A 5,543-nucleotide genomic window follows, 5' to 3' on the forward strand; every position below is an offset into this window, starting at 1 on the left:
GTGATGAACGACACTCCAACCCTCGAGCGGAGGTTATGACACCGCATGCCGAAAGTCGAGGGGCGAGGGGCCACGTGGGCGTCAGACATGCGACGATCGATCCCGTGTCGGTCGGCGGGCGTCCCGCACTCACGAGTGCACATGAGCTCGCCGAGGTCGCCCAGGATCTGTTCCTGCGCGACGGCTTCAACGCCGTCGGCGTGGACGACATCGCCGCGGCGGCGGGAGTCAGTCGCCGGACGTTCTTCCGCTACTTCTCCACCAAGGCCGACGTGCTGTGGGTGCAGTCCGCTGCCGAGATCAGCCGTTTCGGTGATCTCCTGGCCGCGACCCCGGAGACCCTGCCGTGGGACGAAGCCCTCGTCGCGGCCACCCCGAAAGCCCTGCACCATCCTCCCGACCAGCACCGATGGGCACGCCAGCGCGCCGAACTGATCCTCACCGTGCCCGCGGTCCAGGAGAAGGCGGCGGCACACCACGCCCGCTGGAAGCGCGTGGCCTCGGACTTCGTCTCCCGCCGTCGCGGCGAGGCGCCCGACGACCTCGTGGCCCTCGCCGCCGGTCACGCCGTCCTGGCCGCGACCCTCGCCGCGCACGAGCACTGGCTCGCGCATCCCGACGAGGACCTCGGCGCGCTCATGGAACGCACCCTGCGGATGCTGCTGCCCCGCGCGAGAGCTGAGGCACTCGAGCTCGCTTCCCCACGCCGATCGCAGCATCCCCCCGGGACGCCTTCCTCGAACAGCTGCGGTCGAGCCGGGGAACGGGCCGCCCACTCCTGATCCCACCGACGCTTCACCCGGCACCCCCCACGATGTGAACAGCGATAACATCAGGAGGGCGGACGACGGGTGCCGGTCCGCAGGATCCGCGGACGTCGTCGCGAGCTCGGGGGCGAGGTGGAGCGCAGCATCCGCGCCGCAGGCGGCGACGCGCTGTTCGTGCCGGCCGACGTGTGGTCGACCGAGCAGGTCGACGCGCTCGTCGCGCGCACGGTGGCCCAGCTCGGGCGGATCGACATCGCTTCAACAACGCCGGCGTCTCGTTCAGCAACCAACTCCAGCAAGCGCGCGCTGGCGGGACTCGTGCAGGCGGCGGCGCCGGAGTACGCCGGCGAGGGCATCCGTGTGTCAACGCGATCTGCCCGGGCGTCACCGACACCGAGATGGTGCGCCGCCGGTCCGGGGCGATGGCGCTGCCCGATCCGGTGTGGCACACCGCTGGCGGGCTGGTCGCGGCAGAACGCCCACGGGATGCAGCGGGCGGCGACGTCCGAGGAGATGGCGGCGGCCGTGCTGAACCCGGCCTCCCCGGACATGACCTACCTCAACGGCGCGCTGGTGTTCGTCGACGCTCGCGAACTTGGCCGTGGCGAGGTCGGGGTGCGCCGACCAGCCCTCGATGCCGGTGCCGAACATGAGCCGGAAGAGCTGGGGCCGGGCCAGGGCGGCGTGCACGTAGGCCCGGCCCATCGCGGCGAGCGCGTCCGGCCCGGCGGCGGACGAGACGCCGGCGCGGCGCGCGACCTCGCGCATCGACAGGCGCTCCGGACCGTCCTTCTCCAGCACCTCGCCGGCCTTGGCGATCATGACGCGCCGCAGGTCGCCGTGATGATAGGTCCAGGTCGACGGCCCGCTTCCGAGGGTAGCCGCGGACCGATCGGAGCACCGGGAACATCGCACGGCCGAACGTGCAGGCGGCTCGCCGGCCGAGCCGACCCCAGGCCGAAGGCAGGCCTCGTCGTGCGTCACCGCGGCGCAAGCTCGGCCTCGACGCCGTCGCGGGTGGCGGCCAGGGTCGCCCGCATCATCGGCGTCATCGTGTCGTCGAGGAATCCGCGCACGAAGGGCCGGACGAGCGGGATCGTCCTCGTAGCGGAACTCGGCGACGCCGTGGTCGACGGCGAAACGTTGCGGCGCGGTGAACCCCCAGATGACGCACCGGAAGTGTCGGGGGGCGTCGACGAGCAACGACGGGCATGCACGGTCTCCGTGGTTGACGATGTCAACCTGCGGATCAGGTTGACGCTGTCAACCTCGCGGCTACCGTGCCCTCGTGCCCTCGGAAACCCGTGATGCCCTCGCCGCCGGGACCGGACTGCTCGACGACGGCGGGCCGGAGGCTGTCACGAGCGCCCCGGGGGCCCGGGTCTTCGCGGGCGATGCACGCGGTGGTCACGCGGGCGCCACGAGGCCGCCCGCTTCCTGCGCCCGGGTTGCTCGGCGTTGACCAACGGGACCCGTGGTGCAAGCCTCCGACGGAGGCAAGTGTTGGAGTCAGACGCAAGCGGGAGCCTGATGAACGCCGGCATCCGCTCCGGGCCCGTCGCTGTCCGGCCCACGGAGGTGAACCCGTGCGTTACGCTCAGATCAAGGCGATCGCCGATGTGGGTTCCATCGTGGCCGGCGCTGTGCACCATGCGGACGATACGACTGAACTCTTCGGCCCCCTCCGGACGATAGCGCCCTACGACGCGGCGATGATTGCGGTGCGCGACCCGTTGACCGGCGAGCATCGAGTACTGGCGAATCAAGGCTATCCTGCACCGCTACTCAATTTCATCAATCGTGAGTATCTTGACTGCCCGACCTACAGTATCGCACGCAGGACGTACCGGCCGATGCGTATGTGTGATTACGGCCCGGACTTCTACAACACACGAGTCTACCGAGAATTCCTCGAGCACGCCGGCTTCCGAGAAGGAGTGACGCTCGTACTCCGCTCCCGCGCAGGAGAACGGGTCACCGGCATGCTGACGATGAGCTTCTCGGACGACAGGGCACCGAACGACACCGCGAGAAGCGGTATCGAGTTGGTCGCCCCGTCGCTTGGTCAGTTGGTCGACGCCGCGCTCGCTCCGAGCCGACTGGCGAGCTCGTTCGGTGATCATTCGGCATCGTATCTCGTCGACGAGCGCGGTGCTGCTGTGCCGACATCTGCGGGTCCGGCCGACGAGCAGCCCTCGAATGACGTCCTTTTTGCCGCTCGTGCATTCCTGATGTCGGGGAAGCCTGCAGCGAGGGGCTATTGTCCGACACCCGACCGGAGGAACTGGGATCGGGTGCACGTCCTGCGACTCCCGTCCGGGCACTACGGACCGTCGAGGGCGCTGCTGATGATCAAGCAGGGGCCATTGCCGCTCGGGATCACAGAACGTGAGCTCGACGTCCTGACACACGTGTCGCGAGGTCTCACCAACAGGTCGACCGCCAGGCTCCTCGGCGCCAGTCCACGGACCGTCGGCTCACACGTCGAGCATCTGCTCCTGAAGACCGGCTGTGTCAGCCGGGCAGGACTTGCGTCGCTTGCCGCAGAAGACGGCTTGATCCGACTCGGGACCCCGAAGATGCCTTGGCCGGCCGAACCGTCACCGTCGACGCCGTTCGCGTCCGGCGCGCGGGCGCACCGCGGAGAGCCCTGCCGATGACGCACTCGACGGATCATTGTGACCCGGCTCCTGTCCGGCGACCTGTTGACGTCCTCGAGATCGGGACTCCGGCATCACAGAGCAGGCCGATGGCCCTGCCACGGGTTGGCCGATTCATAGGCGGCCGCTGCCGAGAACACAGAAAGGTCGTCGAAGGGATGGCCGACGATCTGCGTCCCGGTGGGCACGCCGGTGCTCGGTGAGAAGCCGGTCGGGATGGATGCGACCGGCAGTGGGCTCAGCAGGTTGAAGGGGTACGTGAGGGCCCACCCGAGGTACGGGTGCACAGACTTCCCGTTGATGGTGAAGCTGTGGTCCTGGCTGTCGTGGTCGGCAGGGACGGACGGCACGGCCAGAGTCGGGCAGAGCAGGAGGTCATGGTTCTCGAAGACGCGGACGAGCTTCTGGTACGCGTCGTACCGAACCTGGTTGACGCCGTAGAACTCCTTGACCGTTCGCGTACCACCGCGCTCGATGAGCGTCGCCACGAAAGGCTCGAGCTCCGATCGCTGCTCCAGCATGTCCTCGGCCAGGGACCAGAACAGGCCCTCCCAGTTGGCGAGCCAGGCCTCGAAGATGCTGTGGTCCCAACCGAGGTCGACCTCGTCGACGGTGCCGCCGAGGCTCTCGAACACGGCAGCCGCGCGCCGGGTGTTCCGCTGCACCTCGTCGGAGACCTCGACGTAGCCGAGGTCCACGGAGAGCGCGATACGCCGACCGGACATGTCGCCCATCGTTGCCGGGACGAGAACTTCCTCGCGGAGAGAGTGGATGTCTGCGGGATGCTGGCCGGACATCACGTTCTGCATCAAGCCGGCGTCGTCGACGCTTCGGGTCAGAGGGCCGTAGTGGAGCACCATCTCGCTGGGATGTTCGCGATCCGTGGGATTTCGTCCGAACGGCGGCTTGTATCCGAACACCCCGCTGGCAGAGGCCGGGATCCGGATCGACCCGCCTCCGTCGGTGCCGTCGGCGATGGTGGTCATGCCCGCCGCAAGGGCCGCGCCGGCACCACCGGACGAGCCGCCCGGGCTGAACCGCGTGTTCCACGGGTTGCGAGTGATTCCCCAGAGCAGACTCTTGGTCACGCCCGTGTGCGCCTGCTCGGGCGTGGTGGTTCGACAATGCATGATCGCGCCCGCATCCAGGAGCCGCTCGACGGTCGGCGACGAGGTTTCAGGGCGGAAGTCACGGAAGAGCTTCGATCCGTAGGTGGTGATCTCGCCCTGGACCGAGTGCCAGTCCTTGATCGCGCATGGCACGCCCTCGAGCGGGCGAGCTGCGTCCGGGTCACGGGCATAGATGGCCTCGGCTCGTCGCGCTTGCTCGAGCGCCCGCTCGAAGTAGTCGTAGGTCAGGCAGTTCAATCGGTCGTTGACCTGTCCGACGCGCCCGATCAAGGCCTGCATCAGCTCCACCGGCGACAGCGACCGGTCCTTGAACGCCGCGATCGCGTCGGTCGCGGTGATGTAGCAGAGGTCGGAGTCCGTGTGGTCCATGCTCTTCCTTCGCTGCTCAGTCCGCTCCGCACGTGCTCGGTGCCGTCGCACGCTAGACAGCCATCGCGGCGATACACATCGGTCGAGTGACGCACTCCCAACGGGGTAGAACGGCGGCGCCTCGTGCCTGCGCACCCTCGCCGGCGAGCCCGGTCCCGTGGCGGTGGTCGTCGAACCGGCCAAGTCGGCGCAGATCGCGCCGATCGTCGTCGAGGCGTAGCGCCTGACGCCCCGGGGCGCCGGTCACGCACGTGCAGTACTGATCCGCGCCGAGAGAACGCACGGGGCCGGTCCACGGACATGCTGCCGCCGCCGCGCCCCACCGGTGGCGCATGACGACGACGGCCCCGCCCCTCGTGTGGAGGGACGGGGCCGTCGCGGACCGGTCGGACAGTCGCGGGACCGGTCGGACAGTTGTGGGACCGGTCGGACAGTTGTGGGACGGTCAGACAGAGGCGCTCTGCGTGGTGGGCTCGGGCACGTCGTCCTGCGCGAGGCGACGCTCGACGAGCGCACCGAACACGAGGCCGAGCACCGTCCACAGCAGCGCCTGCGCGCCGAACGACGCGACACGGAACGCGTAGAGCACGTCCGGGTCGAAGCCGGGGAAGACGATC

General features: G+C 68.9%; 5 protein-coding genes. 3 read left to right on the plus strand and 2 right to left on the minus strand.

Features of this window, described 5'->3' with window-relative positions:
* The first annotated feature begins 104 nt into the window (after positions 1 to 104).
* From AC2A1K_RS35385 to AC2A1K_RS35395, 3 genes are all read left to right on the plus strand, one after another.
* Complete coding sequence (locus AC2A1K_RS35385) at positions 105 to 782, plus strand: acyl-CoA-like ligand-binding transcription factor (RefSeq protein ID WP_483901035.1); 678 nt, start codon at positions 105 to 107, stop codon at positions 780 to 782.
* 117 nt (positions 783 to 899) lie between these two features.
* Positions 900 to 2,075, plus strand: coding sequence for a hypothetical protein (locus tag AC2A1K_RS35390; RefSeq protein WP_483901036.1), 1,176 nt, complete (start codon positions 900 to 902; stop codon positions 2,073 to 2,075).
* A gap of 278 nt (positions 2,076 to 2,353) precedes the next feature.
* The gene (locus AC2A1K_RS35395) at positions 2,354 to 3,427 is read left to right on the plus strand and encodes a helix-turn-helix transcriptional regulator (protein WP_483901037.1); all 1,074 of its coding nucleotides are present in this window, start codon (positions 2,354 to 2,356) and stop codon (positions 3,425 to 3,427) included.
* Positions 3,428 to 3,501: 74 nt separating this feature from the next.
* Here AC2A1K_RS35395 and AC2A1K_RS35400 read toward each other — a convergent pair whose 3' ends face one another.
* Together AC2A1K_RS35400 and AC2A1K_RS35405 are read right to left on the minus strand one after the other, a co-directional pair.
* Positions 3,502 to 4,926: an amidase gene (locus tag AC2A1K_RS35400; RefSeq protein WP_483901038.1), complete on the minus strand. Its 1,425-nt coding sequence runs from the start codon at positions 4,924 to 4,926 to the stop codon at positions 3,502 to 3,504.
* 445 nt (positions 4,927 to 5,371) lie between these two features.
* Positions 5,372 to 5,542 carry a CbtA family protein gene (locus AC2A1K_RS35405; RefSeq protein WP_483901039.1) on the minus strand — a complete coding sequence of 57 codons (171 nt, stop codon included), beginning with the start codon at positions 5,540 to 5,542 and terminating at the stop codon, positions 5,372 to 5,374.
* Position 5,543 lies beyond the last annotated feature (1 nt).

The organism is Actinomycetospora sp. 2LY8.5 (genome assembly GCF_057180585.1).